The sequence below is a fragment of the Tardiphaga sp. vice304 genome (assembly GCF_007018905.1).
In the GTDB taxonomy this organism is placed as follows: domain Bacteria; phylum Pseudomonadota; class Alphaproteobacteria; order Rhizobiales; family Xanthobacteraceae; genus Tardiphaga.
The window spans coordinates 1,387,640-1,411,722 of sequence record NZ_CP041402.1; the positions used below are offsets into that span (position 1 = coordinate 1,387,640).

Below are 24,083 nucleotides of genomic sequence, written 5' to 3' on the forward strand. Positions count from 1 at the left end.
TCTCCTCAGATACTGATATCGATGCCGCGGCTGGATCCCAGCATGCGGCCGTAGTTGTGCCCGACGGAAACCGCCGGGATGGAGTCGTCTTCGCTGATGATCAGACGCTGTGACTGACGCCCGGAATTGTCGCCGTTGTTCTGCTGCTGTCCCTGCGACTGGTCGCGCAGGCTGAACTGCAGCCCGCCGTCGCTGGTCTTCATGCCGGCCTGCTCCAGCGCGCGCTGCAGCTGCGGCGCGTCCTGACGCAGCATCGCCAGCGTCTCCGGCTTCTCCACCGTCAGATGCGAGGTGACGTTGCCGTCGCGGTCGACGTCGAGGCGGACATCGATGCGGCCGAGTTCGGCCGGGTCGAGACGGATGTCGAAGCGGCTCTTGCCGGATTGTGCCGACTGCGCGATTTCGACGGCGACGCCGCTCAGCGGCACCGGCGTATTGGCGGCGAGCGTGGCCGTGAACTGCGGCGCCGTGGCGACGATGGGGGCCGTAGTCGGCAGCGGCGGCTGCGTCGTCATGTTGGTCGGCTGGGGCGCATCGGTCGATGCAGGCTGCACGGTATCTGGCGTAGCGCGCTCATGCGCGGCATGCGCGGCGTGCTTTGCCGCGGCATTGCCGGAGTCCGGCTTGACGCCATCGGCGGAAACGTCGCCGGTACCGTTCTTGACGTCCTTCGTAGTCGATGCGGTGGCCTGCGTCGGCTGCGGCGCGATCCCCGTCGCGGTCCCCGTCGTTTCGGACTTGGCGTCGCTCTCGGTCGTCGGCTTGGCTTCCTTGCTGGCGGTCTTGGCCGCGGCTGGCGTGGCGGCGGCGATCAGGGCGGCAAAATCCGGATCGGTGGTTGGCGGCGTCGCGGTCTCTGCGGCAGCTTCGGTGCCGGTCGTAGCCGTGGCTTCCGCGGCGGCGGCCTGGGCCTTCAACACCGCGGCGGCAATCGCCAGCGGCGCGGTCGCGCCGGTTGAGGCGTCGACCGGTGCCGAGGCAGTGTCTACAGAGGCGGTAACCACAGGCATGACGACGGCAACCGCGGCCACCGGCACGGCTTTGTCCGATTCGGCAGGAACCGCGGCGGCGTCCGTCGGGGCGGCGTCCTTCGTGTCCTTGCCGTCCTGGGCGTCTTTCGTATCCTTGGCCGCATCCTTTTCGAGTTTGCCGTTGTCCGGCTTGCTGTCGCTGCGGACCGGCCTATTGGCCTTGCTGTTGTCGGTGGCGTCGGCGCGGTCGCTGGCGGCCTTGGTCTGGGCGTCCTGATTGCGGGCGTCCGATGCGGCGGCAGCATCGGCGCGGGAGTCCCTGCGCTGCGCGCGGTCGTCGGCCTTGGCCGGCCGCTGGTCGTCGCGAGACGGCGACGGTGCCTCGGGCAGGGTGGAATCCGGCCGGTCTTTGGCGCTGTTAGCGGTATTGTTGTTGACCATCGCGCTGAAGCTGCCGGCGTCGACCGGCTTGTCGTCGCGGACCGACTTCGATCGCGCAGGCGCAAACGATACGTTTGAGGCGATATCTGACGTCACGCTAACCACGGCCGGCCTTTCGAGATGAGTTCCAGTGTTCCTTGAGCAAAGACCGGGCCACGCGGTCCAGAAAAAATAAATCTATACATTTCAATATGTTATAGGAACGGTGCCAAGAGCTAGCGAGCGTTTCCGCTACTTTGTTTCTGCCTGTCGGCAAGAATTGCCGTTGCGGGGCCGCCAGCGTGATTGCCTGAGCGGAAGTCGGCCTATATTAAAGTGCAGCATCCCAGCCATCGCCGGAACACGCTCGCGTTCCTCGATCCGTTCCCCTTTTCCTGATCGCGGCGGCTCGCAGCCAGCCCGGTCGCATCGATGACCGAACCCATGCGCAACAGTCTGGATCTCGAAGGCCATCCGCAGGACACCAGGGTCGTGGTCGCCATGTCCGGTGGCGTCGATTCCTCGGTGACGGCCGCGCTGCTGAAGTCGCAGGGCTATGATGTCGTCGGCATCACGCTGCAGCTCTACGACCATGGCGCCGCCACCCACCGCAAGGGCGCCTGCTGTGCCGGTCGCGATATCCACGACGCCCGTGACGTCGCCGAACGCCTCGGCATTCCGCATTACGTGCTGGATTACGAGAGTAAGTTCCGCGAGTCGGTGATCGACAATTTCGCCGCCAGCTACGCCATCGGCGAAACGCCGGTGCCGTGCATCGAATGCAACCGCTCCGTCAAGTTTCGCGACCTGCTGGCCACCGCGCGCGAACTCGGCGCGCAGGCCTTGGCCACGGGCCATTACGTCGCCTCGCGCCGTCTGGACGATGGCTCGCGCGCGCTGGTTTGCGCTGCGGATGCCGATCGCGACCAGAGCTACTTCCTGTTCGCCACCACGCAGGAACAGCTCGACTATCTGCGCTTTCCGCTCGGCGACATGACCAAGCCGCAGACCCGCGAACTGGCGCGGCAGTTCGGCCTGTCGGTTGCCGACAAGCAGGACAGCCAGGACATCTGCTTCGTGCCGTCCGGCCGTTACACCGACGTGATCGAGCGCATGAAGCCGAACGCGCTGGAGCCCGGCGACATCGTCGATCTCGATGGCCGCGTGATCGGCCGTCATGAGGGCATCGTGCACTTCACCGTCGGTCAGCGCCGCGGCCTCGGCATTGCGGCGAGTGCGCCGCTCTATGTCATCAAGCTCGACGCCGCCTCCCGGCGCGTCATCGTCGGTCCGCGCGAGGCCTTGCGCATGCACCGCATCGCGCTGCGTGACATCAACTGGATCGGCGGCGGCACTTTGGATGCGGCGGTCGGCGACGGGCTCGAACTGTTCGTCAAGGTGCGCTCGACCCGCGGTCCGCAGCCGGCGTGGCTGCGCGCGGTGAGTGGCGGTTACGAGATCGAACTGGTCGGCGGCGAGGAGGGTGTGTCGCCCGGCCAGGCCTGCGTGTTCTATGATGCCGCCAGTGGCCAGGCCCGCGTGCTAGGCGGCGGCTTCATCAAAAGCGCGGCGGCAAACAGCGTTGTTGGTCGTCCGGCCAGGGATGTTAACGTTCAGCAGCCGCTGGTCGCAGCGTTGCGTATCTAAGAGATCAGGGCAGGAAATGGCTGGCGATATCGACCGCGCGGGGGTCGCGAAGGCTTACGGGCTGTGGGCACCGATCTACGACATCGTGTTCGGCAAGGTATTCGAGTCCGGCCGCCAGGCCACGATCATCGAGGCCGACCGGATCGGCGGCCGTATTCTCGACGTCGGCGTCGGCACCGGGCTGTCGCTGATCGATTATTCCCGCACCACCCGGATCTGCGGCGTCGATATATCCGAGCCGATGCTGCGCAAGGCGCATCAGCGCGTGAAGGCGCTGAACCTGACCAACGTCGAGACGCTGGCGGTGATGGACGCCAAGAACCTCGCTTTTGCGGATGACTACTTTGACGCCGTGGTGGCGCAGTACGTCATCACCGCCGTGCCCGATCCCGAAGCGACGCTGGACGATTTCATTCGCGTTCTGAAGCCTGGCGGCGAGCTGATCCTTGTGAACCATATCGGTGCTGAAAGCGGCCCGCGAAAATTGTTCGAGTTGGCCTTTGCGCCATTGGCGCGCCGGCTCGGCTGGCGTCCCGAGTTTCCGTGGGGGCGGCTGGTGGACTGGGCTGCCGGACATGGAGGCATCACCCTGGCCGAACGCCGTCCGATGCCCCCGATGGGCCATTTTTCGCTGATCCGGTACCGCAAAACCTGATGTGCCGATCGGAACATGCAGGCGGTCGCGCCGTTGACCCCGATGAAGTTCACGTCAACGCTGTTGATCGTCAGTCTTTCACTCGCCGGCACGGGCATTGCGTTCCCGCAGGCGGCGAATTGCACGCCGACGCAGACCGATCCGCAGCAGGGGACGTTGTCACCTGAGCGCGCGCCATCCGGCCGGAATTCCGAGCCTTTGAGCGACAGGTTGGCCAGATCCGATGGCGTGTTGTGTCCGCCCGGTGGGATCGATACAGAAATGCGCGTGCCTGCGCCGGACGCCAGTACGACCCCGGTACTTCCGCCCCCCGGCAATTCCACCACCGATCAAAGCGTACGACCTAAATAGAAGTGGGGGCCGTCCCCGAACGTTGCGGTTCGTGCTCGGCGAAGCGTGACAGCAGCACGGTTCTCATGGATTTGTAGTTGGCGATGCCCTCGACGAGTTCGCGCAGCCGGCGCTGACCGTTGGAAATCTCCTTCTCCAACAGATCGAGATGATCGCTGTCGAGCGGTTCGCGCGTCAGATACTCATCATTGCCGTTGCCAAAGGTTACGGCGGCGCGCGACAGCACGTCATCGACCCGGCGGGTGAGGCCGGCATGTTCCTTTTCGGCACCCGTCAAGGCCTGCTCGATCGCCAGCAGGATCGCGTGGACGCGCCCGCTGTCGGTCTCGGCGTCACGGGAAGCCGAACGCGCCTTGAATTCGCGCTCGCCGATCATGCCGCGGAGATAGTGCTGGGCACGAAACCTCGGGAAGTGCTCAAACATGGGCCTGCCTCGATTGCAGCGCGAAAACCGCGCATCTATTCATCGGAGACCAGCGTTAGCAATTCGTTAATGCGGCGCTAAGTCCGCGGTATCGTCTGGTACCCCCGTCTACGATCGAACCTTCCATAACCGGCCAAATATCGCTCGCACAGCTCCGGGGAAACGGGTTTTATCATTGAAATCATTGATGAAATGCCGTGTCACATGAACGTCATCCAATTGCAATATTAGCTCCACAGCAGGCTCGTAAAGAGGCGGCACAGGGCTCCGGGACGGGCGCCCTTGACCCAACGGAGATCACCCATGAAATTCCTCAAGGCAATCGTCGCAGTCGGCCTGATGGCCGCTTCGACCTCGGCATTCGCTGCCGACATCACCGGTGCGGGCGCGACCTTCCCCTTCCCGGTCTATTCGAAGTGGGCTGACGCCTACAAGAAAGAGACCGGCAATGGCCTGAATTACCAGTCGATCGGCTCCGGCGCAGGCATCAAGCAGATCCAGGCCAAGACCGTGACCTTCGGCGCCACCGACGCGCCGCTCAAGGCTGAGCAGCTCGAAAAAGACGGACTCGTGCAGTGGCCGATGGTGATGGGCGCGATCGTTCCCGTCGTGAACCTTGAAGGCATCGCTTCCGGCGAACTGGTTCTGTCCGGCGAACTGCTGGCCGACATCTATCTCGGCAAGGTCACCAAGTGGGACGACGCCGCGATCGTCAAGCTGAACCCCAAGCTGAAACTGCCCTCGGCCGCCATCACCGTGGTCCGCCGTTCGGACGGTTCGGGCACCACCTTCAACTTCACCGATTATCTCGCCAAGGCGAGCCCGGACTGGAAGACCAAGGTCGGCATGGGCACCGCCGTCGAATGGCCGGTTGGCGTCGGCGCCAAGGGTAACGAAGGCGTTGCCGGCAACATCAGCCAGACCAAGAACGCGATCGGTTACGTCGAATACGCTTACGCCAAGCAGAACAAGCTGACCTATGCCGGCATGATCAACAAGGCCGGCAAGACCGTGCAGCCGACCGTCGCCTCGTTCCAGGCCGCCGCGTCCAACGCCGATTGGGCCAAGGCTCCCGGCTATTACGTGATCCTGACCGACCAGCCGGGCGACGCCTCCTGGCCGATCACCGCCGCAACCTTCATCCTGATGCACAAGGTTCCAGCCGACAAGGCAGCCTCCGCCGAAGCCATCAAGTTCTTCACCTGGGCCTTCGAGAAGGGCGACAAGATGGCCGAGGAACTCGACTACATTCCGATGCCGGAGCCGGTCGTCAAGCTGATCGAAAAGACCTGGTCGGCTGACATCAAGAGCTGAGCGATCACAAGCTGGCAGTAGTGTACCCTCCCCCCTCTTTGGGGAGGGGCAGGGAGAGGGGGGCGCCGGGCGACGGCGCTTGCGGCTCGCCCTCTCCCGGCGCTTCGCGCCACCCTCCCCCGCAAGGGGGGGCCGCGGGACTGGTGGCTCACCATAACGACGACCGCAGCGCGGCATCAGCGCAGCTCGAATTTCTCAACGATGCGCCCGTGCATCCAGTACAGTAAAAACAGGGGACTGGCGTGGCAGATATGGCCGTACAGAGCTCGTCGATGGAAGCTGCCGGACCGTATGATCGTGCGAAGGCGCTGAGCGCCTTCAAGTTCGGTGATCAGGCATTTTACTGGATCACGCGCCTGTGCGCGATGTCCGTCCTGCTGCTTCTCGGCGGCATCATTCTCTCGCTGATCGCGGGCGCCTGGCCGGCGATGAAGGAATACGGCTTGGCGTTCCTGTGGACGCAGCGCTGGGCGCCGGCCAACGATCCGCCGGTGCTGGGTGCGCTCGGCCCGATCTACGGCACGTTGGTGACCTCGGTGATCGCCATGGCGATCGCCATTCCGGTCGGCCTCGGCATCGCGATTTTCCTCACCGAGCTGTGCCCGCAGTGGCTGCGCCGGCCGATTGGCATGGCAATCGAACTGCTCGCCGGCATTCCCTCGATCATCTACGGCATGTGGGGCTTCTTCGTGCTCGGGCCGTATCTGGCCGATCATGTGCAGCCGTTCATGATCGCCACTTTTGAAGGCGTGCCGGTTCTCGGCACCATCTTCGCCGGCCCGCCCTCTTATCTCAGCCTGTTCAACGCGGCGCTGATCCTCGCCATCATGGTGTTGCCCTTCATCACCTCGATCTCGGTCGACGTGTTCAAGACGGTGCCGCCGGTACTGAAGGAAGCCGCCTATGGCGTCGGCTGCACCACCTGGGAAGTCGTGCGCAATGTCGTCATCCCCTACACCAAGGTAGGCGTGATCGGCGGCATCATGCTGGCGCTCGGCCGCGCGCTCGGCGAGACGATGGCGGTGACCTTCATCATCGGCAACTCGTTCCGGATTTCCGGGTCGCTATTCGGGCCGGGCACCACTATCTCGGCAGCGATCGCCAGCGAGTTCGCGGAAAGCGATGGCCTGCACCAGTCCGCATTGATCCTGCTCGGCCTGCTGCTGTTCGTGCTGACATTCTTCGTGCTGTCGGGCGCGCGGCTGATGCTGATGCGTCTCGAAAAGAAGGCGGGTAACTAGCATGGCCCCGAAAAGTGGATACCGGTTTTCGGATAAGGCCATCATGCTTCAGGTGATGTCATGAACCCGATTTACGCTTCCCGCCGCCGTTTCGACATGCTGATCCGTGCGCTGTGCTTCGGCGCCGCCATCTTCGGCGTCTCCTGGCTGGCGCTGATCCTGTTCACGCTGTTCAGCAACGGCCTCGCCGGCCTCAGCGTGCAGTTGTTCACGCAGAACACGCCGCCGCCGGGCTCCGCCGAAGGTGGCCTGCTCAACGCCATCGTCGGCTCGATCATCATGACGGCGATCGGCGTCGGCATCGGCGCGCCGCTCGGCCTGTTCGCCGGCACCTATTTGGCCGAATACGGCAAGAACGACCGGCTCACCGATGTGATCCGCTTCATCAACGACATCCTGCTGTCGGCGCCCTCAATCATCATCGGCCTTTTCGTCTATGGCGCGGTGGTGGTGCCGATGGGCGGTTTCTCGGCCTTCGCCGGTTCATTGGCATTGGCCGTGATCGTGATCCCTGTGGTGGTCCGGACCACCGAGGACATGCTCGGCCTGGTGCCCAATCCGCTGCGCGAAGCGGCCTCGGCGCTCGGCCTGCCGCGTTCGCTGGTGATCAAGCGGATCGCCTACCGCGCCGCCCGCGCCGGCCTCATCACCGGCGTTCTGCTGGCGACGGCCCGCGTCGCCGGCGAAACTGCGCCCTTGCTGTTCACCGCGCTGAGCAACCAGTTCTTCAGCCTGGATCTCACCAGGACCATGGCCAACCTGCCGGTGACCATCAACAATTTCGTTCAAAGCCCCTACGAGTACTGGAAGCAGCTGGCCTGGAGCGGCGCTCTGATCATAACCCTGGCCGTACTTGCCCTTAACATTGGCGCGCGCATTCTCGGCGCCGAGAGGACAGCGAAATGAGTGAACTATCCGTATCTTCCGGCGTATCCTCGGTTTCCCTGCCGCCGCAGGTGGCGATGGGCGAGGAGCGCTCCAAGGTCAGCGTCCGCGACCTGAATTTCTATTACGGCGACCATCACGCGCTGAAGCACATCAACCTGACGCTGGTCGCCAACCGCGTCACCGCCTTCATCGGCCCGTCGGGCTGCGGCAAGTCCACGCTGCTGCGCATCTTCAACCGCATGTACGACCTCTATCCCGGCCAGCGTGCCGAGGGTCAGGTTATGCTCGACAGCCAGAACGTGCTCGATCCGAAGCTGGATCTCAACCTGCTGCGCGCCCGCGTCGGCATGGTGTTCCAGAAGCCGACGCCGTTCCCGATGACCATCTACGAAAACATCGCCTTCGGCGTGCGTCTCTACGAGAAGATCTCGAAGTCGGAGATGGATGGCCGCGTCGAGAAGGCGCTGCGCGGCGGCGCTCTGTGGAACGAGGTCAAGGACAAGCTGAACGCCTCCGGTCTCAGCCTGTCGGGCGGCCAGCAGCAACGCCTGTGCATCGCGCGCACCATTGCGGTCAGGCCCGAGGTGATCCTGTTCGACGAGCCGTGCTCGGCGCTGGATCCGATCTCGACCGCCAAGATCGAGGAATTGATCGACGAGTTGAAGAACGACTACACCATTGCCATCGTCACCCACAACATGCAGCAGGCGGCGCGCGTTTCTGACAGCACCGCCTTCATGTATCTCGGCGAGTTGATCGAATTCGGCCCGACCAACAAGATCTTCACCTCGCCGACAGATCGCCGTACCCAGGATTACATCACCGGCCGGTTCGGCTGACGCGTTGAACGCGGGAGGGATTGATATGGCTTTCGAACACACGACCAAGGCCTTCGACGGCGACCTGCAGGAATTGACCCGGCTGGTCGCTGAAATGGGTGGTCTCGCGGAGCGGCAGATCACCGATTCCGTCGACGCCTTGGTGCGTCGCGACATTCCGCTGGGAATGAAGGTGGCCGCCGCCGACCAGGAAATCGACCAACTGCAGCGCGTCATCGAAGAGCGTGCCGTGCTCACCATTGCCCGGCGTCAGCCGATGGCGGTGGATCTGCGCGAGATCGTTGGCGCGATGCGGGTTGCCACCGATCTGGAGCGGATCGGCGATCTCGCCAAGAACATCGGCAAGCGCGTCAATGCGTTGGACAGCGACTTCCATCCGCTGAAGCTGATCCGCGGCCTCGAACACATGACTGATCTGGTGCGCTCGCAGGTCAAGGCCGTGCTCGATGCCTACGCCGCGCATGATCTGCCGGCGGCGATGGCGGTGTGGAAGGGCGACGAGGAGATCGACGCGATCTGCACCTCGCTGTTCCGCGAACTGCTGACCTACATGATGGAAGATCCGCGCAACATCTCGTTCTGCATCCATCTGATGTTCTGCGCCAAAAACATCGAGCGGATCGGCGATCATGCCACCAACATCGCCGAAACCGTATTCTACATGATTGAGGGCGAAGCGATCCTGGACAAGCGCCCGAAGGGCGATATGACCAATTTCGCCAACGCCCCGGTTTAACGAGAGAGACAAGCCCATGAACGCGCGCATTCTGGTGGTCGAAGACGAAGAAGCGCTGACCACGCTGCTGCGCTACAACCTCGACGCCGAAGGCTACGAGGTCGAGACCGTCGCCCGCGGCGACGACGCCGACACCCGCTTGAAAGAGCGGGTGCCGGATCTGGTGGTGCTGGACTGGATGCTGCCGGGCCTGTCGGGCATCGAATTGTGCCGCCGGCTGCGCGCGCGTCCGGAGACCAAGTCGCTGCCGATCATCATGCTGACGGCGCGCGGCGAGGAAAGCGAACGCGTCCGAGGCCTGGCCACCGGCGCCGACGATTACATCGTCAAGCCGTTCTCGGTGCCGGAGCTGCTGGCCCGCGTGAAGGGCCTGTTGCGCCGTGCCGCGCCGGAGCGGCTGGCGACCGTGCTGTCGTTCGGCGACATAGAGCTCGACCGCGACAAGCGCCGCGTCGTTCGTTCCGGCCGGCCGATCGATCTCGGCCCGACCGAATATCGCCTGCTCGAATTCTTCCTCGAACATCCCGGCCGGGTGTTCAGCCGCGAGCAACTGCTCGACAGCGTGTGGGGCCGCGATATCTATATCGACGAGCGCACCGTCGACGTGCATATCGGCCGTCTGCGCAAGATCCTCAACCCGCGCGGCGAGCAGGATCCGATCCGCACCGTGCGCGGCGCCGGCTACGCGCTGGACGACCGCTTCGCCAGCATCAGCGCCGAACAGGCAAGCTGAGCGAGCAGAGTTCTTAGCGCTCGCTTGCTTGCCATCCCACATCAAATTCTAGCCGCGACCCTCGGTTACCTCTCCCCGGCGGGGAGAGGTAACCGTGCGTCGCGGCTGGGCTAGAGACCGAACGTCGTTTTCGTAAAAAGGTGGTGCGGGAGGTGTTTACTCCGCCGGGCTCGCGATCGCCGGCGCCGTGGCAGCGTACTTGTCCATCGCAAGATAAACACCGCCCGCCACCAGAATCCCGGCCAGCCAGCTCAAATCGGCGCCGCCCAGCAGGTTGATCGAGATCGGTCCCTGCAGCGTCGGCACCAGCCCGTCCTGAAACAGCCATGCGGCGACCAAGCCGACGCCGAAGGCGATCATTCCGCTCCAATTGATATCGCCATAGGCGCTCGTCTGCGGAGACTTGTAGAGTTCGGCGACGTCGATCACGCCCTTCCGCTTCACGAAGAAGTCCGCGAGGATCACGCCGGCATAGGGGCTCATCCACATCAACAGGCTGATCAGCCAGTTGTCGAACGCCTTGGCGAAAGACGGCGCAGAGATGAAGTAGATCGTCACCGCATAGCCGGCGACACCGACGATCAGCGCCAGCGCCGTGCGCGACAGTTTGAGGCCCATGCTCAACGCCGCCAGCGCCGCCGAATAGACGTTGAGGATGTTGCTGGCGATCGGCCCATGCAGAACCATCAAGAGCACCAGCAGCGCGGCAACGCCGCCGAACACCGCGCTGACCATCTTGGCCGGATCGGCATCCAGCGTTACCGACGCGATGGTAGCGCCGAGGACAGCGAGCCACACCGAGGGCACGAACATGCCGATGTAGCTGTACCAGAAGACCTGTCTCGAGGAGATGGTGCGCGGCACGAAGCGCGAATAGTCCGAGGCCCAGGTCACCCACGAGATTCCCCAGCCGACGCCGACGGCGGTCATCAGCAGCGTCAGCATCGCCAGATGCGCGCCGGGCTCCAGCGACGTCTTGAGGCCCCAATTGACGACGCCGGCCTGGCTCCAGGCCAGGATGCTCATCAGCACCATGATCGCCACGGTCGCCGGCACGGTGTACTTCTCGAAGGTACGGATGGCATAGAAGCCATAGATGCCGATCATCACCTGCAGCACCATCACGAGGGTGATGACGAGGAAGTTCGCGGTCCAGGTGTCACTGATGCCGAACTGGGCGAGGATGGCCATCGAGATCTTGGCGGGGAAGTAGGTGTTGACCCCGATCCAGCCCAGCGTCATCAGGAACATCAGCAGGCTCGGCAGATAGGCGCCGCGACGGCCGAAGGCGGCACGGCTCAATACCATCTGGTTGACGCCGGTCTTGTGGCCCATCACCGTGAAGGCGCCGAAGATTGCGCAGCCGATCAGGTTGCCGATCACGATCACGGCGATCGTTTCCAGCAGGCCGAGCTTGAGAATAATGCCGAGCGCGCCGAGCGCCCAGTTCACCGGCGCGATGTTGGCGCCGGCCCAGATCCACATTTGCTGCGGTCCGGTGGAATCCCGGTCGGCGTCGGGAATGGGTTCGATGCTGTGAATGTCGGCCCGCAACTCGGAATTCGTCATGCTCGCCCCCGCTGATGAAAACTACCGGCGAAAGCGATCAGCAAGAACTGTACCAGAGTAGCGCATGCGTCTGATCAGGAAATGAGCGATCGGTTCAACACGCCGAGCGTGCATCGAACTGTGTGCTGTTTGCCAAGCAAGCTGCCCATCTTGTAGCCACGCCTTGCGTCGAATCGGTCCAAGCGAGCGTTGCAGAGTTCAGTGGTCGCTCGTCCCGTCGCTGCCGTCAGTCGCTTGCTCTGCGACTATTCGCTGCATCATCGCGATGAAGACGGCCTGTTCCTTCCTGCTTAGCCGGCCGAGCGTGGCGCGATGGGCGTCGCGCGCCGGCGTTTCCAGGCGGGCGAGCAGGGCGGCGCCCGATGGCGTCAGCCGGCACAGTTGGGCGCGTCGGTCATTGCCGTCGATCGTGCGTTCCACGAGCCCGCGCGCGGCCAGTCGCTTCAGTGCGCCCGTCGTGGTGGTGCGATCCTGAGCAATATCTGCAGCCAAAGTAGTCTGGTCTGCCGCGCCGCGCCCTGCAAGCGCCGACAGCAGGCTGTATTGCAGCGGCGTCACGTCGAAGCTGGCGCAGGCCTGCTGAAACAGCGCGACGTGGATCTGATGCAACCGGCGGATCAGAAATCCGGGCCTTTGTTGCAGCGGCCAGGGGCGGTGCGCGGGTTTGGGCGCAATCCGGTCGCTTGGCGGTTTGGCTGATGGCAACATGCTCTCCTGATCGTTCGGCTTCGCAAACGCAGCATCGGTTTCTTATGGCATGGTCTTTGCTTTTGTAAAATACGAAGTATGCTTCGCATTTGAAGCAGACCTGCAGAGCCTGCCGTTAAGTAAGAGGAGACCGTCATGTCCGTCACCGCCACTTTTGATTTGCTGTTGCGCGGCGGCCGCGTCATCGATCCGGCCTCGGGCATCGACGGCCTGAAGGATGTCGCCATCCGCAATGGCAAGATCGCGGCCGTGCAGTCCGACATCTTGCCGACCAGCGCGAAGGAAGTGGTCGACGTCACCGGCCAGCTGGTGCTGCCGGGCCTGATCGACACCCACGCGCATGTCTATCAATATGTCTCGGGGCGTTTCGGCATGAATCCCGACATGGTGGGCGTGCAATCGGGCGTCACCACGCTGATCGATCAGGGCGGTCCGTCCTGCATGACATTGCCGGGCTTTCGTCACTTCATTGCCGAGCCCGCCAAATCGCGCGTCTATGCCTTCCTGTCGGCCTATCTGGTCGGCGGGCTCGAGGGCCATTTCTATCCCAATCTGTACAGCCCGGACGGCGTCGATATCGACGCCACCGTGAAATCCGCTTTGGCTAATCGCGATCTGGTGCGCGGTATCAAGGCGCATGCCGAAATCGGCGGCTTTGCGCGCTGGGGCATTCGCGTGCTGGAAATGGCGGCGGAAATCGGCAAGCAGACCGAACTGCCGGTCTATGTGCATTTCGGCCAGCTCTGGGGCCTGCCGGAAAGCGGCACCAATGGCGAGGACGTCGACACCATCCTGGAGCGCGTGATCCCTCTGCTCAAGGAAGGCGACGTGCTGGCGCATCCCTTCACGCGGCATCCCGGCGGTTTCGTCAATCGTGAGGGCGAGGTGCATCCGGTGATTAGGGCTGCGATCGATCGCGGCCTCAAGATCGACGTCGGCCACGGCAGCCACTTCTCCTACCGCCTGGCGAAGAAGGCGATCGCCGCCGGCATCGTGCCGAACACGCTCGGCGCCGACATCCATGGCTACAACACCCATGTCCCCGCGCCGGCCGGCACACCGGACGAGCACGAAGACGAGGAGAACCATCCCTTTGCAGGTCAGGCCAAGTTCAGCCTGGTGCAGGCGATGAGCTCGATGATGGCGCTCGGCCTGACGCTGGAGCAGGTGGTGCCGATGGTGACGTCCAATCCGGCGAAGATGATCGGCTTGTCGGACACGGTCGGCTCCTTGAAGGTCGGCGTGGATGCCGACGTCTCGGTGATCACGACCAAGCCGGGCCGCTACATCCTGCGTGACAACGAGAATACCGAAGTGGTGGCGGACGGGCTGATGCAGCCGCTGTTCTGCCTGCGCGCCGGCGTGCGCCATGATGCGGTGGCGTCGATCCTGCCCGAGGCGGTCGCCGCGTAAGCGGTGCCCATGAGAGAGCAGGGTCTACCTATGAGTGATATGCGCAAACCTCTGTCGGATGCGCCTGCCGAAGGGCAGGGCGTCGGCGCGCGCGTGCTGCGCAAGGAAGATGATCGCCTGATGCGCGGCCGCGGACAGTTCGTTGCCGATATTCGCCTTGCTGGATTGCAGGATGTCGCCTTCGTGCGCAGTCCGGTGGCGCATGCCCGGATCCGCGCCATCCATGTGCCGGAGCGCTATCGCGACGTGGTGTTCACCGCAGCGGATCTCGACGGCGTCAAACCGATCCGCGCCATTACAGGACTGCCCGGCTTCAAGATTTCGGAGCAGCCGATCCTCGCCACCGGCAAGATCCGCCAGGTAGGCGAGCTCATCGCCATGTGCGTGGCGCCGACGCGCGCCGAGGCCGAGGATATCGCTGCCTCCGTGACGCTCGATCTCGAGGAACTGCCCGCTGTGCACAACATGTTGCAAGCGCGCGAGCCGGGCTCGCCGCTCGTGCATGAGCATTGGGGCGACAATATCTTTCTCGAAAGCTTTTTCGAGATCGATATCGCAGGCGCGCTGGACGCGCCGATCAAGGTGACGCGCGAGATCTCGACCTCCCGGCAATGCATGTCGCCGCTGGAAGGCCGCGGCGTGGTGGCCACCTTCGATCACCGGCTCGACCAGCTCACGCTCTATACCGGCAGCCAGATGCCGCACATCGTGCGCAACGGCCTGTCGGATACGCTGGGCATCGACCAGGGCCAGATCCGCATCGTCTCGCCGGATGTCGGCGGCGGCTTCGGCCACAAGGGCATTTTGTTGCCCGAGGAAGTCTGCCTGTCGTGGCTGACGATGAAGCGCGGCCATCCGGTGCGCTGGATCGAGGACCGCCGCGAGCATCTGGTGGCGTCGGCCAATTGTCGCGAGCACCACTACAAGATCACCGTCTATGCCGACCGCGACGGCAAGCTGCGCGGCATCGACTGCGAGGCATCCGTCGATTCCGGCGCCTACTCCTCTTATCCGTTTTCGGCCTGCCTGGAGGCGGCGCAGGTGGTCAGCATCCTGCCGGGGCCCTATCTGATGCCGGCCTATCGCTGCCGCACCTATTCGGTGGCCACCAACAAGTGCCCGATCCTGCCGTACCGCGGCGTCGCCCGCACCGGCGTCTGCTTCGCGCTGGAGCTGATGCTCGATCTGGTCGCGGCCGAAGCGGGGCTGGAGCCCGGCGAGGTGCGCCTGCGCAATCTGGTGCAGCCGGAGCAGATGCCGTTCGACAACATCACCAACAAGCATTTCGACAGCGGCGACTATCCGCAAGCGATGAGGCGTGCGCTGAAGATGATCGACGTCGATGCGGTGCGCGCGCGGCAGCGCCGGCATGAGGCCGATGGCCGGCTGATCGGCGTCGGCTTGTCGATCTTCTGCGAGCAGGCCGCGCACGGCACCTCGGTCTATTCCGGCTGGGGCATCCCGATGGTGCCGGGCCACGAACAGGCCACCGCGCGGCTGACGCCGGACGGCGGGCTCGAACTGCGCGTCGGCGTGCATTCGCACGGCCAGGGTATGGAGACCACGCTGTCGCAGGTCGCGCATGAAATGCTCGGCGTCGAGGTCGCCAAGGTGCGCGTGGTACATGGCGACACCGCGATGACGCCGTATTCGACCGGCACCTGGGGCTCGCGCTCAATGGTGATGGCCGGCGGCGCGGTGGCCACCGCCTGCGCCGAACTCGCCGAGCGCGCCAAAAAGATCGGCGCCAAGCTGCTGCAACTCGACGAGGCCGACGTCGTCCTGACCGATGGCGAGGTCCGCGGCGCCAGCGGCAGCGTGACGCTGAAGGAGATCGCGCACACCTGGTATCGCCGCCCGCAGGATCTGCCGGGCGATGTCGATCCCGCCGGGCTGGAGACCACGTCCGGCTACAAGCCGCAGCGCGATTCCGGCACCTTCAGCTATGCTGCCCATGCGGTGATCGTCGCTGTTGACCCCGATCTCGGCGACGTCGAAATTCTGGACTACGTGATCGTCGAGGACGGCGGCGTGCTGGTCAATCCAATGATCGTTGACGGCCAGATCTTTGGCGGTCTCGCGCAGGGCATCGGCACCGCTCTGTACGAAGAAATGCCGTTCGATGCTGCGGGCCAGCCGCTCGCCACCACGCTCGCCGACTATCTGTTGCCGGGCCCGACCGAAGTGCCCTCGCCGCGGATGGACCATATGGAGACGCCGTCGCCCTACACCAAGTTCGGCGTCAAGGGGATCGGCGAGGGCGGCGCCATCGCACCGCCGGCGGCGATCGGCAATGCGATCAATGACGCGCTACGTCCGCTCGGCGTCGAACTGTTGCATTCGCCGATCTCGCCACGCCGCATCATGTCTGCGATCCTCGAAGCCCGTGACGCGCAAAGGCCGGCGGCATGAAGCCGGCACCCTTTGACTATGAGCGTCCGCGCGATCTTTCGGCAGCGCTTGCCGCGATGGCGGGCGACGGTGTGGTGAAAATCATCGCCGGCGGGCAATCGCTCGGGCCGATGCTGAATTTGCGCCTGGTCGCGCCCGACTTGCTGGTCGATATCGCCGGGCTCGAAGAGTTGAAGCAAGTCGAGAGCGTCGGTGACGGACTGGTGATCGGCGCCTGCGTCACGCATGCCGACATCGAGGACGGCCGTATCCCGGACGTCACCCGCGGCGCCATGCAGCGCGTCGCCTCGGCCATCGCCTACCGCGCGGTGCGCAACCGCGGCACGATCGGCGGTTCGCTCAGCCATGCCGATCCCAGCGCGGACTGGGTGTCGGCGCTGTCGGCGCTGGGCGCCACACTGACGCTGCAAAGCGCGCGCGGCGTGCGAAACGTCGCCATGAAGGACTTTGTCGTCGGCGCGCTCGAAACCGTGCTGATGCCCAGCGAGATGATCGCATCCGTGCGCGTTCCGGCCATGGCGGCGTCGGCGCGCTGGGCCTATGTGAAGGCCTGCCGCAAGACCGGCGAGTTTGCCCACGCCATCGGCGCGGTGTTGATCGATCCCGCCGCGGCCACGGCGCGCATTGTGATCGGGGCCGTCGAAGCCGCGCCAATCGTGATCGACGAGGCCGCTGAACTGTTCGGCGGTCGAATCGACGGCGAGTTTGGCAACACATTCGATCCGCGCGTCGCGGACGCGCTGTTGTCGAAGGCCGGCATCAGCGACGCTGCTGACCGCCACATCCATGTCGCCGTGTTGCGCAAAGCCATCGCGGAGGCCGCGGCATGAACAATATCGAACTCACGGTCAACCGCCGCACCGTCCAGGCGCTGGTCGAGCCGCGCACCAGCCTCGCCGATTTCCTGCGCGACGAGCGCGATCTTACCGGCACCCATCTCGGCTGCGAGCACGGCGTCTGCGGCGCCTGCACGCTGCTGCTCGACGGCGTGCCGGCGCGTTCCTGCATCACCTATGCAGTCGCCTGCGATGGCGCCGAAGTTACTACCATCGAAGGCCTTGACGACGACGAGATCGCGATCGAGCTGCGCGCGGCCTTCAGCCGCGAACATGCGCTGCAATGCGGCTACTGCACGCCGGGCATGCTGGTCGCGGCGCGCGATCTGGTGAAGCGGCTGCCGGATGCTGACGAGCAGGCCATCCGCGTCGGCATGAGCGGCAATTTGTGCCGCTGCACCGGCTATGTCGGCATCGTCAACGCGGTGCGCTCGGTGATCGCCGATCGCCGCGCTCGCGACATTGCGCCGGAGCCGGATGCGGGCCGCAAGCTGCTGGGGCCGGTCGGGTCGGGTCACAAGACCTGCAACTCGTCACATGAGACTAAGAAGCCACGGCTCGCGCCGGTGGAGCAGCGCAGTGCGGTCGCGCCCCTGGTCATTCCCGACTTCACGCCGTCGACCGTGCTCGACCAGTCTTTCGACGTCGCGCATCCGCCGGCCAAAGTGTTTGCGATGTTCGACGATATCGCCGCCGTCGCATCCTGTCTGCCGGGAGCTTCGCTGACCGGAACGCCGGTGCCGGAGCGCGTCGAGGGCGCAATCCGCGTCAAGATCGGCCCGATCTCCGCGAACTTCAACGGCGCGGCGCGCGTCGAGAGCGATCCGGCGACCTTGTCCGGCCGCATCCTCGGCATCGGTATCGACCAGCGCAGTCGCTCGCAGACGCAGGGCGAAATCCGCTACAAACTGCTGTCGCTTCAAGACGGTGCGGCCACGCGTGTCGAACTTTCGATCGGCTACAGCCTGACCGGCGTGCTGGCGCAAATCGGCCGCTCCGGCCTGGTGCGCGATCTCGCGGCAAGGTTGGTTGCTGAATTCGCGAAGAACCTCGATCGCAAGCTGTCGGGCGATGCCTGCGCATCGGCGGCGCCGGTCGCCGAGCTCAACGGAATTTCGCTGGTATTCGGGCTGCTGCGGGACCGCGCGGCGCGAATGTTGCACCGGATCACCGGCCGCGGAGACACGGCATCATGAATCGACGCATCCGCATGCGGGGCGGCGAGGTTTGCACTGCGCGACTTTCACCAGCGTTCACCGGGAGAATGACATGACACGAAGCTTCAAGGCCGTACCTGCGATCGCTCTGGCGCTCGCGCTGTTCGACGGCGCGGCGCACGCGCAAACCATCAAGATCGGCGTCAACGAGCCCCTGACCGGCGCCTTCGCCGCGTCCGGCACCTATGTCGTCAATGGCGCCAAGATCGCCGCCGACGAGATCAACGCCAAGGGCGGCGTGCTCGGCAAGAAGATCGAGCTGGTCATCGAGGACAACAAGAGCAACCCGACCGAAGCCGCGGCCGTCGCCGAGAAGCTGATCACGCGCGACAAGGTCCCCGTAATGATGGGCGCCTGGGGCTCCAGCCTGACGCTCGCCGTGATGCCCAAGCTCGTGGAATATGAAGTGCCGATGGTGGTCGAGACCTCCTCGGCCGGCAAGATAACCACTTCGGGAAATCCCTACATCTTCCGCATCTCGCCGCCGTCGGCGGTCGAGGGCGCTGCCTTCAGCAAGATCATCGACAAGCTGGCGATCAAGAAGGCCGACTTCCTGGTCATCAACAACGACTGGGGCCGCGGCACCGCCGAAGACTTCGGCAAGATGATGAAGGAGCACGGCATTGTCATCGGTCAGGTCGAGACCATGGACCAGTCGGCGCAGGACATGAGCGCGCAGCTCTCCAAGCTCAAGGCGACTGACTCAGAGACCATCATCGTCACCACCGCGGTCGATCAGCTCACGCTGATCTTCAAGCAGGCCGCCGCCATCGGCCTGAGGAAGCGCATCATCACCACCGGCGGTTCGCAGAATCCCGACCAGATCATTGCGCAGGCGGGTGCTGCCGCCAACGGCACGATGCATCTGACCACGTTCCTGCCGTGGTATCCCGACAAGACGCCGAACCCGGAAGCCACCAACTATTTCATCGGCGAGTGGAAGAAGCGCGGCTTCGAATTCGCCGGCGTGACCGAGAGCTTCCGCGGCTATGACGGCATCCGCACTGCGGCAGCGGCCATCGAGAAGGCCGGCAAGGCCGAGCCCGCCGCGATCAAGGCAGCACTCTGGGAGATCAACATCAAGGGCCTGAACGGCGACATCGTGTTCAAGAAGTCCGGCCCCGCCGGCCAGGAGAGCGGCCAGAGCTTTCCCAACGTGTATCTGATCGAGATCACCGACGGCAAAGTCGGCATGAAGACGCTCTGATAAAACTGTCGTTGCGGGGCGCGAGCGCATCAGCGCGAGCGAACGCGGAACCTCGATATGTTCAAAACAACTCGGGATTCCGGGCTCGCAGTCGGCTAGCGCCGCCCGCGCCCCGGAATGACCATAAGGATCTCCCTTTGGACCAGCTTCTGCAACATCTCCTCAACACGCTGGTGCTCGGCGGCACCTATGCGCTGCTGGGCATCGGGCTGACGCTGATCTTCGGCATCATGAACGTCGTCAACTTCACGCACGGCGTGCTCTACACCTTCGGCGCCTACATGATGTTCATCGTTGTGCATCAGCTCGGCGTGAACTTCTTTCTCGCGCTGCCGCTGTCGATCGTGGCCGGCTGGCTGCTCGGGGCAGCCATCGAGATCGTGCTGCTGCGGCCGCTGCGCGGCTCCGACATCGACACCACCATGCTGGTGATGATCGGCGCCTGGATCGCGATGCAGTCCGGCGCGCTTTGGATCTGGGGCGGCGTGGCGAAATCCGTCGACAACCCGTTTCCCGATGCGCCGCTGGTTATCGGCCCCGTCTCGGTGTCGTGGCTGCGGCTGTTCGTGCTGGCCGCCGCGGCCCTCTTGATCGTCATCGCCTACCTCTTGATCAACTGCACCAAGCTCGGCAAGGCGATGCGCGCCACCTTCCAGGATCACGACACCGCGGCGCTGATGGGCGTCAATGTGAGCTGGATCTACACCTCGACCTTCGCGATCGGCTCCAGCCTTGCGGCTGCCGCCGGCGCACTGCTCGGCCCGGTCTATGTCATCTTCCCGCAGATGGGCGACCTCGCCGCCGTGAAGGCCTTTGCCATCGTCATCCTCGGCGGCCTCGGCAACATCACCGGCGCGGTGATTGGCGGCTTCATCCTGGCGCTCGCCGAAGAACTCGGCGCGGGCTACGTGTCGTCGGGCTATCGCGACGCAATGGGCTTCCTCATCATTATCGCCGTGCTGATCTTCAAGCCGACCGGGCTGTTCGCCCGCGCGGAGCGCGTCGGATGAACCGGCTCGCCACGCTCCTCTGTTTCGCCGCTTTCATCTCGCTGCCGCTGTGGCTGACGGACCCGTATCTGCTGAACGCGCTGATCACCACCGGCATCTTTATTATCGGCGCGATGAGCCTCAACCTGCTGCTCGGCTTCACGGGCCAGCTCAGCCTTGGTCATATCGCCTTCTTCGGCATCGGCGCCTATGTCAGCGCGCTGACCTCGCTCGGCTTCGACGTGCCGATTGTTGGCGACTTCCACATCGTCCATGTGCCGTGGCCACCGATTGCTGGCTTCGCGCTGTCGATCGTCATTGCCGGCTTCTGCGGCTATCTCGTCGGCCGGCTGTCGTTCCGCGTGCGCGGCGCGTATTTCGTCATCGTGACCATCTCGTTCGCCGAAGTTGTCCGGCTGGTGGCGCTGAACTGGGTCGATCTCACCCAGGGCCCGCTGGCGCTGACCAACATTCCCTCCATCACCATCGGCCTGCCGGGCCTCGGCTATCTGGTGCTGAAAACGAAATTGCAGAACTATTATCTGGTGCTCGCGGTTGCCGCGCTGTCGTATCTGTTGATTGCGCGGCTGGTGCATTCGCATTACGGGCGCGCCATGCGTGGTCTGATGGAGAACGAGACGCTCGCGGTCGCCGTCGGTATCGACGTCACCAAGACGCTGACGCTGGCGGCTGTGATCTCGGCCGGCATCGCCGGGGCCGCCGGCAGCCTCTATGCGCATTACATCCGCATCATCGATCCCGATGTCTTCACCTTCATCTCGACGGTGACCATGGTGATCATGGTCGTCTCCGGCGGCAAGGGCTCGCTCGCCGGTCCTGTGGTCGGCGGCGTCATTTTCGGCCTGTTGCCGGTGTTCCTGCGGCCGATCATGCCGCCGGAGGCGCAGTGGATCACCTATGGCTGCGTGCTGATCGTGATCCTGTTCGTGCTGCCATCAGGCATCGTGCCTAGGCTGGCGCCCCTGCTTGGATTGGAACGCAAGAAGGGAAGTACGTCGCGGAAGTCTGTAAACGCCGTGGAGGAGGGCGCATGACCGTGGCCCGCGAAACCATCCTCAGCGTCGATCATGTCGGCATGCAGTTCGGCGGCCTCGTCGCGCTGTCCGATCTCAACTTCTGCGTCGGCGAAGGCGAAATTCTCAGCCTGATCGGCCCGAACGGCGCCGGCAAGACCACCGCGTTCAATTTGATGACCGGCTTTCTCACCCCGACCAAGGGCGCGGTGAAGTTTCGTGACGTGCCATTGCGCGGTCTGAAATCCCACGAGATCGCCGATCTCGGCCTGATCCGCACCTTCCAGCGCACATCGGTGTTTCCGCGCGACACCGTGTTCGACAACGTGCTGATCGGCCTGCACCGCCAGGGCAAGCTCGGCCTCCTCAACGCGATCCTCGGCCTGCCCAAGGCGCGGGCCTCGGAGCGGCTGCTGCGCGAGCGCGCCGCCGAGCTGGTGTCGCGGGTCGGGCTCGAAGCCCGCGCCAACGATCTCGCGGGCTCGTTGTCTTACGGTGAGCAGCGCCTGGTCGGCGTCGCGCTGGCCTTGGCGGCGCAGCCAAAAATGCTGCTGCTCGACGAACCGGTGTCGGGCATGAACGCATCGGAAACCCACACCTTCGTGCAACTGATCCGATCGATCCGCGACAGCGGCGTCACCATCCTGCTTGTCGAACACGACATGCCGATGGTGATGGAAGTCTCCGACCGCATCGTGGTGCTGAACTACGGCCGCATCATCGCCGAGGGCACGCCCGAATTCATCCGCAACGATCCCGCGGTGATCGAAGCCTATCTTGGCCAGAGCGGAAAGAAGGCGGCCGCGCATGCTTGAGATCCAGGACATGGTCTGCGGCTACGGCCAGATCACCGCGCTGCGCGGTATCACCCTGTCCGTGAAGGCCGGGCAGCTGGTGGCGCTGATCGGCGCCAACGGCGCCGGCAAGAGCACGACTCTTCGTGCGATCTCGGGACTCGTTCCGCCGCGCTCCGGCAGCATGATTTTCGAGGGCGAGGACATCACCTCCGCCAGCCCGCAGAAGGTACTGACGAAGGGGATCGCGCATTGTCCGGAAGGCCGTCGCGTGTTCCCGCACATGACGGTGGCAGAAAATCTCGACATGGGCGCGTACCTGCGCTCGGATACCTCAGAGATAAACGCTGACCGCGACCGCATCTACGGCGAATTTCCTCGCCTCGCCGAGCGCCGCAAGCAGGCGGCGGGCACGCTGTCCGGCGGCGAGCAGCAGATGCTGGCGATCGGCCGCGCGCTGATGTCGCGTCCGCGTCTGGTGATGTTCGACGAGCCCTCGCTCGGGTTGGCGCCCAACATCGTCGAGCGCACCTTCGCGATCATCCGCGCCATACGTGATGCCGGCACCACGGTGCTGCTGGTCGAGCAGAACGCCTTCGCGGCGCTGGAGATGTGCGATCACGCCTATCTGCTGGAGGCGGGCCGCGTGGTGCTGTCCGGCGCGGGCCACGACCTTATCGAGAACGAGCATGTCCGGCGGGCCTATCTTGGCGGCTGAGCCGGGCTGGGTCGTCGTCTGCAAAGCCGAGCGGCTGCGCGATCAGCCGATGATCTGCACGAAGGCGGCCGGCGTGGCGCTGCTGGTAATCCGCGACGGCGACCGGCTCTATGCCTGCGAGCGCGCCTGCCCGCACGAGCAGGCCGATCTCAGCCTCGGCCGCGTGACCGATGGCCGGTTGCACTGTCCACGCCATCAGGCCTGGTTCGACCTCATCGATGGGCGGATCTCGCCCGGCTGGTCCAGCCGGGCACTGCGGCGTTATGCGGTGCGGATTGAGAATGGCGAGGTGCAGGTGGACCTCGTCGGAATAGTTCAATCCTGAGCGGCTCGCACCGGCCAACCCCCAACGTCATTGCGAGGAGCGAAGCGACGCGGCAATCCAGAAGGCCGCGAACTCTTCAAGAACTGGATTGCTTCGTCGCAAGGGCTCCTCGCAATGACGGCTGTGGCTCGATTCAACCCGCCAGCGCTGCCGGCGAGATGCTGCGTTTCACTACGCTGCGCATCGCGAAGCTGGAATGCAGCCGCGACACGCCGGGCATCCGCGACAAATGCAGCTTGTGGATGCGTTCGTAGTCCGCCATGTCGCGCGCCTGCACCTGGACCAAATAATCGTCATTGCCCGACATCAGGTGGCACGACACCACATCCGGGCATCTGCTGATTTCCTTCTCGAACGCAGCCAGCGCATCCTCGCTCTGCCGCTCCAGCGTGATGTTGACCAGCACAGTCATCATGAAGCCGAGCTGGCTGGCATCGATCTCGGCCGAATAGCCGCGGATCACGCCGGTCTCCTCGAGCTGGATCAGCCGCCGCGCACAGGCGGTCGGCGACAGCCCCACGCGTTCGGACAGCTGCACCTGGCTGACTCGGGCGTCCTTGACCAACTCGCCCAAGATCTTCAGATCGAATGAGTCGTGCGTCATGGTCAGGCCTTCGGTGAAAAATCCCGAATCTGGTCTAA

Annotated in this window: 23 protein-coding genes; 18 read left to right on the top strand and 5 right to left on the bottom strand. The window is 64.3% G+C overall.

Features of this window, described 5'->3' with window-relative positions:
* Window positions 1–5: 5 nt before the first annotated feature.
* A complete protein-coding gene (locus FNL56_RS06560; protein ID WP_143572044.1) occupies window positions 6–1,508 on the bottom strand; it encodes a flagellar hook-length control protein FliK in 1,503 nt (500 codons plus the stop codon).
* Window positions 1,509–1,835: 327 nt separating this feature from the next.
* Between FNL56_RS06560 and mnmA the strand changes: the two genes are divergently transcribed.
* Both mnmA and FNL56_RS06570 read left to right on the top strand, forming a co-directional pair.
* Window positions 1,836–3,038, top strand: a complete 1,203-nt coding sequence (gene mnmA, locus FNL56_RS06565; RefSeq protein ID WP_143576055.1) for a tRNA 2-thiouridine(34) synthase MnmA — start codon at window positions 1,836–1,838, stop codon at window positions 3,036–3,038.
* 16 nt (window positions 3,039–3,054) lie between these two features.
* Window positions 3,055–3,693, top strand: coding sequence for a class I SAM-dependent methyltransferase (locus FNL56_RS06570; protein ID WP_143572045.1), 639 nt, complete (start codon window positions 3,055–3,057; stop codon window positions 3,691–3,693).
* 343 nt (window positions 3,694–4,036) lie between these two features.
* Here FNL56_RS06570 and FNL56_RS06580 read toward each other — a convergent pair whose 3' ends face one another.
* On the bottom strand, window positions 4,037–4,468 hold the full coding sequence (locus FNL56_RS06580; RefSeq protein WP_143572046.1) for a hypothetical protein: 432 nt from the start codon (window positions 4,466–4,468) through the stop codon (window positions 4,037–4,039).
* Window positions 4,469–4,771: 303 nt separating this feature from the next.
* Between FNL56_RS06580 and pstS the strand changes: the two genes are divergently transcribed.
* From pstS to phoB, 6 genes are all read left to right on the top strand, one after another.
* Complete coding sequence (pstS, locus tag FNL56_RS06585) at window positions 4,772–5,782, top strand: phosphate ABC transporter substrate-binding protein PstS (RefSeq protein WP_143572047.1); 1,011 nt, start codon at window positions 4,772–4,774, stop codon at window positions 5,780–5,782.
* 242 nt (window positions 5,783–6,024) lie between these two features.
* A complete protein-coding gene (pstC, locus tag FNL56_RS06590) occupies window positions 6,025–7,023 on the top strand; it encodes a phosphate ABC transporter permease subunit PstC (RefSeq protein ID WP_143572048.1) in 999 nt (332 codons plus the stop codon).
* A gap of 60 nt (window positions 7,024–7,083) precedes the next feature.
* Entirely contained in the window at window positions 7,084–7,929 is an 846-nt protein-coding gene (pstA, locus tag FNL56_RS06595) for a phosphate ABC transporter permease PstA (protein WP_143572049.1), read from the top strand.
* Window positions 7,926–8,750 carry a phosphate ABC transporter ATP-binding protein PstB gene (pstB, locus tag FNL56_RS06600; protein WP_143572050.1) on the top strand — a complete coding sequence of 275 codons (825 nt, stop codon included), beginning with the start codon at window positions 7,926–7,928 and terminating at the stop codon, window positions 8,748–8,750. The genes pstA and pstB overlap by 4 nt, the downstream gene beginning before the upstream one ends.
* A gap of 25 nt (window positions 8,751–8,775) precedes the next feature.
* Window positions 8,776–9,486 carry a phosphate signaling complex protein PhoU gene (gene phoU / locus FNL56_RS06605; RefSeq protein ID WP_143572051.1) on the top strand — a complete coding sequence of 237 codons (711 nt, stop codon included), beginning with the start codon at window positions 8,776–8,778 and terminating at the stop codon, window positions 9,484–9,486.
* A gap of 16 nt (window positions 9,487–9,502) precedes the next feature.
* Window positions 9,503–10,219: a phosphate regulon transcriptional regulator PhoB gene (gene phoB / locus FNL56_RS06610; RefSeq protein ID WP_143572052.1), complete on the top strand. Its 717-nt coding sequence runs from the start codon at window positions 9,503–9,505 to the stop codon at window positions 10,217–10,219.
* A 156-nt stretch (window positions 10,220–10,375) separates the two neighbouring features.
* Here the strand turns inward: phoB and FNL56_RS06615 are convergent, their stop codons facing one another.
* Window positions 10,376–11,788, bottom strand: a complete 1,413-nt coding sequence (locus FNL56_RS06615; RefSeq protein ID WP_143581847.1) for a cytosine permease — start codon at window positions 11,786–11,788, stop codon at window positions 10,376–10,378.
* 198 nt (window positions 11,789–11,986) lie between these two features.
* A complete protein-coding gene (locus FNL56_RS06620) occupies window positions 11,987–12,496 on the bottom strand; it encodes a MarR family winged helix-turn-helix transcriptional regulator (protein ID WP_143572054.1) in 510 nt (169 codons plus the stop codon).
* A 135-nt stretch (window positions 12,497–12,631) separates the two neighbouring features.
* Here FNL56_RS06620 and FNL56_RS06625 point away from each other — a divergent pair, with 135 nt between their 5' ends.
* From FNL56_RS06625 to FNL56_RS06670, 10 genes are all read left to right on the top strand, one after another.
* Entirely contained in the window at window positions 12,632–13,909 is a 1,278-nt protein-coding gene (locus FNL56_RS06625; RefSeq protein ID WP_143572055.1) for an amidohydrolase/deacetylase family metallohydrolase, read from the top strand.
* Between the two features lie 30 nt (window positions 13,910–13,939).
* A complete protein-coding gene (locus tag FNL56_RS06630) occupies window positions 13,940–16,321 on the top strand; it encodes a xanthine dehydrogenase family protein molybdopterin-binding subunit (protein ID WP_143572056.1) in 2,382 nt (793 codons plus the stop codon).
* Window positions 16,318–17,151: an FAD binding domain-containing protein gene (locus tag FNL56_RS06635; protein WP_143572057.1), complete on the top strand. Its 834-nt coding sequence runs from the start codon at window positions 16,318–16,320 to the stop codon at window positions 17,149–17,151. Before FNL56_RS06630 ends, FNL56_RS06635 begins: the two co-directional genes overlap by 4 nt.
* Window positions 17,148–18,353 (top strand): xanthine dehydrogenase family Fe-S subunit, encoded by a 1,206-nt coding sequence (locus FNL56_RS06640; RefSeq protein ID WP_143572058.1) that lies wholly within the window; start codon window positions 17,148–17,150, stop codon window positions 18,351–18,353. Before FNL56_RS06635 ends, FNL56_RS06640 begins: the two co-directional genes overlap by 4 nt.
* Window positions 18,354–18,426: 73 nt before the next feature.
* The gene (locus FNL56_RS06645; protein ID WP_143572059.1) at window positions 18,427–19,581 is read left to right on the top strand and encodes an ABC transporter substrate-binding protein; all 1,155 of its coding nucleotides are present in this window, start codon (window positions 18,427–18,429) and stop codon (window positions 19,579–19,581) included.
* Window positions 19,582–19,718: 137 nt separating this feature from the next.
* Window positions 19,719–20,591, top strand: a complete 873-nt coding sequence (locus FNL56_RS06650) for a branched-chain amino acid ABC transporter permease (protein ID WP_143572060.1) — start codon at window positions 19,719–19,721, stop codon at window positions 20,589–20,591.
* The gene (locus FNL56_RS06655) at window positions 20,588–21,625 is read left to right on the top strand and encodes a branched-chain amino acid ABC transporter permease (RefSeq protein WP_143577620.1); all 1,038 of its coding nucleotides are present in this window, start codon (window positions 20,588–20,590) and stop codon (window positions 21,623–21,625) included. The genes FNL56_RS06650 and FNL56_RS06655 overlap by 4 nt, the downstream gene beginning before the upstream one ends.
* Window positions 21,622–22,419 (top strand): ABC transporter ATP-binding protein, encoded by a 798-nt coding sequence (locus tag FNL56_RS06660; protein ID WP_143572062.1) that lies wholly within the window; start codon window positions 21,622–21,624, stop codon window positions 22,417–22,419. Before FNL56_RS06655 ends, FNL56_RS06660 begins: the two co-directional genes overlap by 4 nt.
* Window positions 22,412–23,116, top strand: a complete 705-nt coding sequence (locus FNL56_RS06665; protein WP_143581848.1) for an ABC transporter ATP-binding protein — start codon at window positions 22,412–22,414, stop codon at window positions 23,114–23,116. Before FNL56_RS06660 ends, FNL56_RS06665 begins: the two co-directional genes overlap by 8 nt.
* Window positions 23,106–23,441 carry a Rieske (2Fe-2S) protein gene (locus FNL56_RS06670; protein WP_246660883.1) on the top strand — a complete coding sequence of 112 codons (336 nt, stop codon included), beginning with the start codon at window positions 23,106–23,108 and terminating at the stop codon, window positions 23,439–23,441. The genes FNL56_RS06665 and FNL56_RS06670 overlap by 11 nt, the downstream gene beginning before the upstream one ends.
* A gap of 133 nt (window positions 23,442–23,574) precedes the next feature.
* On the opposite strand, the gene FNL56_RS06675 is transcribed toward FNL56_RS06670, so the two are convergent.
* Window positions 23,575–24,045 carry an Lrp/AsnC family transcriptional regulator gene (locus FNL56_RS06675; protein WP_143572065.1) on the bottom strand — a complete coding sequence of 157 codons (471 nt, stop codon included), beginning with the start codon at window positions 24,043–24,045 and terminating at the stop codon, window positions 23,575–23,577.
* Window positions 24,046–24,083 lie beyond the last annotated feature (38 nt).

What these genes read in the sequence shown, in the direction of transcription:
- FNL56_RS06665 (WP_143581848.1), top strand. Translation starts at nt 22,412, where the DNA reads ATGCTTGAGATCCAGGACATGGTCTGCGGCTACGGCCAGATCACCGCG.
- pstB (WP_143572050.1), top strand. Translation starts at nt 7,926, where the DNA reads ATGAGTGAACTATCCGTATCTTCCGGCGTATCCTCGGTTTCCCTGCCG.
- FNL56_RS06630 (WP_143572056.1), top strand. Translation starts at nt 13,940, where the DNA reads ATGAGTGATATGCGCAAACCTCTGTCGGATGCGCCTGCCGAAGGGCAG.
- pstS (WP_143572047.1), top strand. Translation starts at nt 4,772, where the DNA reads ATGAAATTCCTCAAGGCAATCGTCGCAGTCGGCCTGATGGCCGCTTCG.
- FNL56_RS06615 (WP_143581847.1), bottom strand. Translation starts at nt 11,788, where the DNA reads ATGACGAATTCCGAGTTGCGGGCCGACATTCACAGCATCGAACCCATT.
- phoU (WP_143572051.1), top strand. Translation starts at nt 8,776, where the DNA reads ATGGCTTTCGAACACACGACCAAGGCCTTCGACGGCGACCTGCAGGAA.
- phoB (WP_143572052.1), top strand. Translation starts at nt 9,503, where the DNA reads ATGAACGCGCGCATTCTGGTGGTCGAAGACGAAGAAGCGCTGACCACG.
- FNL56_RS06635 (WP_143572057.1), top strand. Translation starts at nt 16,318, where the DNA reads ATGAAGCCGGCACCCTTTGACTATGAGCGTCCGCGCGATCTTTCGGCA.
- pstA (WP_143572049.1), top strand. Translation starts at nt 7,084, where the DNA reads ATGAACCCGATTTACGCTTCCCGCCGCCGTTTCGACATGCTGATCCGT.
- FNL56_RS06675 (WP_143572065.1), bottom strand. Translation starts at nt 24,045, where the DNA reads ATGACGCACGACTCATTCGATCTGAAGATCTTGGGCGAGTTGGTCAAG.
- FNL56_RS06570 (WP_143572045.1), top strand. Translation starts at nt 3,055, where the DNA reads ATGGCTGGCGATATCGACCGCGCGGGGGTCGCGAAGGCTTACGGGCTG.
- FNL56_RS06660 (WP_143572062.1), top strand. Translation starts at nt 21,622, where the DNA reads ATGACCGTGGCCCGCGAAACCATCCTCAGCGTCGATCATGTCGGCATG.
- FNL56_RS06640 (WP_143572058.1), top strand. Translation starts at nt 17,148, where the DNA reads ATGAACAATATCGAACTCACGGTCAACCGCCGCACCGTCCAGGCGCTG.
- FNL56_RS06580 (WP_143572046.1), bottom strand. Translation starts at nt 4,468, where the DNA reads ATGTTTGAGCACTTCCCGAGGTTTCGTGCCCAGCACTATCTCCGCGGC.
- FNL56_RS06620 (WP_143572054.1), bottom strand. Translation starts at nt 12,496, where the DNA reads ATGTTGCCATCAGCCAAACCGCCAAGCGACCGGATTGCGCCCAAACCC.
- mnmA (WP_143576055.1), top strand. Translation starts at nt 1,836, where the DNA reads ATGCGCAACAGTCTGGATCTCGAAGGCCATCCGCAGGACACCAGGGTC.
- FNL56_RS06655 (WP_143577620.1), top strand. Translation starts at nt 20,588, where the DNA reads ATGAACCGGCTCGCCACGCTCCTCTGTTTCGCCGCTTTCATCTCGCTG.
- FNL56_RS06625 (WP_143572055.1), top strand. Translation starts at nt 12,632, where the DNA reads ATGTCCGTCACCGCCACTTTTGATTTGCTGTTGCGCGGCGGCCGCGTC.
- FNL56_RS06645 (WP_143572059.1), top strand. Translation starts at nt 18,427, where the DNA reads ATGACACGAAGCTTCAAGGCCGTACCTGCGATCGCTCTGGCGCTCGCG.